Consider the following 425-nt stretch of genomic DNA (forward strand, 5'->3'; position numbering starts at 1 on the left):
GTCCCGCTCTCGGCTGTCAGCTCCATCTTTTCGGTCACGGTCCGATTCTGCACCAGGCGTTCGACCAGCATCGTCGTCTGGGTGGCGGGATGATCGAGGACGAAGGTCAGCGCAGCGCGGGTGCCGCGCAGGGCTTCCAGGTCGCCGCCGGCGCGTTCGCTGGTGGTCGGCTCCCGACCGGTGTAGGCCGGGTGATGATAAGTCGCGCGCACCAGGCTGAGGCGCACCGAGGTGGGCACGTCGATGCGGTAGGCGCGCGTGGTGTAATCTCCGCCCTGGACCGTGTAGGTCAGGCTCTGCTTGACGGCGAGGAACGTGTAGGGAACCTCGTCGGCGCCGTCGGGCACCTCGATCCGTTCGGACAGCTGCCGGCCCTCGATGCGGCGCGTGACAGTCAGCACGTCCGGCCGTTCACCGTCGATGCG

Annotated in this window: 1 protein-coding gene; it reads right to left on the minus strand. The window is 68.2% G+C overall.

What is annotated here, in order from left to right; all coding sequences use genetic code 11:
• Positions 1-425 (minus strand): hypothetical protein (locus IR141_RS12835; protein WP_167743235.1); only part of this gene is annotated, 425 nt, incomplete at both ends.

The organism is Neisseria sp. 19428wB4_WF04 (assembly GCF_015235335.1).
Lineage (GTDB): Bacteria > Pseudomonadota > Gammaproteobacteria > Burkholderiales > Neisseriaceae > Neisseria > Neisseria musculi.